A 1,130-nucleotide genomic window follows, 5' to 3' on the forward strand; every position below is an offset into this window, starting at 1 on the left:
AAAGGAGCCAGCAGGGAGAGGAGGGCTTGACGGGAGGCGAGAAGACGAAGCCTTGAACGGCAAGCATGACAAGGCTGCAGGCGGCAAACATGATCGCCAGGTCGCAGGGCGCCATGGCGCGGGCACCGTTCCTCAATGTGAGGCCCACTGCGAAGGCCACCAGCCCGCCTGCCACAACTGCAGCAAGGACCAGGAGCCGCAGCCCCCCGCGTAGTGGCGCTGCCACGACGCTCCTCGGGACCTGGTACTGCTGCAAGGTGATGCGTCGTGCACTGGGAAGCAACGCGCTGACGCTGACCGCGACAATGACTGCGACGATAGACGCCGCGATAAAGGGACCAGACCCCATGGGGCCGCTGCCCCAATCGGCGGCGAATCCGCCAAGCATGGGCCCGAAAAAGAAACCGGCAATCGACGCCATTCCGACCGCGCCAAAGGCCCGAGCGCGGCGGTCATCATCGACTTCGACATCAGCGATGAATGCTAGAACGGAGGGGGCAACACCTGCGGCAAAGGCGCCATTCAGAATTCGGCCCATGTAGAGCACCGCCAGGTGGGGGGCGAGAGCCGTGGCGGCCAAGGTAACGCCAAAGCCTCACAACGCGAGTACAATTATGGGTTTTCGACCCACTACGGCCGAGAGGCGCCCCCAGAGGATGGCCATCACCAGCGGAGCGGCAATATAGGCCGCGGTGAGCCATCCCACATGTCGTGCAATCGTGCTTGAATCCGGAGCCGCTGTCAGTCCCGCCACCATTGTCGGAAGGACCGGCAGAACCACCCCATAGCCGAGCGCAACCACGAACACAGCGGCGAGTAGTGCGATAAAGACCCGGTTGGACTTGGCTCCTCGATCGCCGTTGTTGGGCATCATGCCGACGCCGCTGCAGTACGCTCACCCGCCGCGCCTTGATCACTCGATGCGTTGGAGGGCCGAATGCCCTCAAGCTTCGTCCGCTTGAGCAGAAGTGCGTTGATCGCCACCAGCGCCGAACTGCCAGACATGGCGAGCGCGGCGATCTGCGGGCTGAGCAGGAATGGATAGAACCCGGCCGCCGCGATCGGGAAGGCGATGGAATTGTAGCCAACCGCCCCCCCTAGGTTCTGGGTCCACTTGTCCCGCTTGGCTT

1 protein-coding gene and 1 pseudogene are annotated in these 1,130 nt (G+C 63.6%); both read right to left on the reverse strand.

Annotated elements, in window-relative coordinates:
- A pseudogene (locus tag WH91_RS25990) lies at window positions 1-874 on the reverse strand (MFS transporter); the annotation flags it as partial.
- The coding region (locus tag WH91_RS20340; protein ID WP_046172846.1) for a hypothetical protein at window positions 871-1,130 on the reverse strand (260 nt) is incomplete at its 5' end. The pseudogene WH91_RS25990 and the gene WH91_RS20340, both read right to left, overlap by 4 nt.

The sequence above is a fragment of the Devosia psychrophila genome, assembly GCF_000971275.1.
In the GTDB taxonomy this organism is placed as follows: Bacteria; Pseudomonadota; Alphaproteobacteria; order Rhizobiales; family Devosiaceae; genus Devosia; species Devosia psychrophila.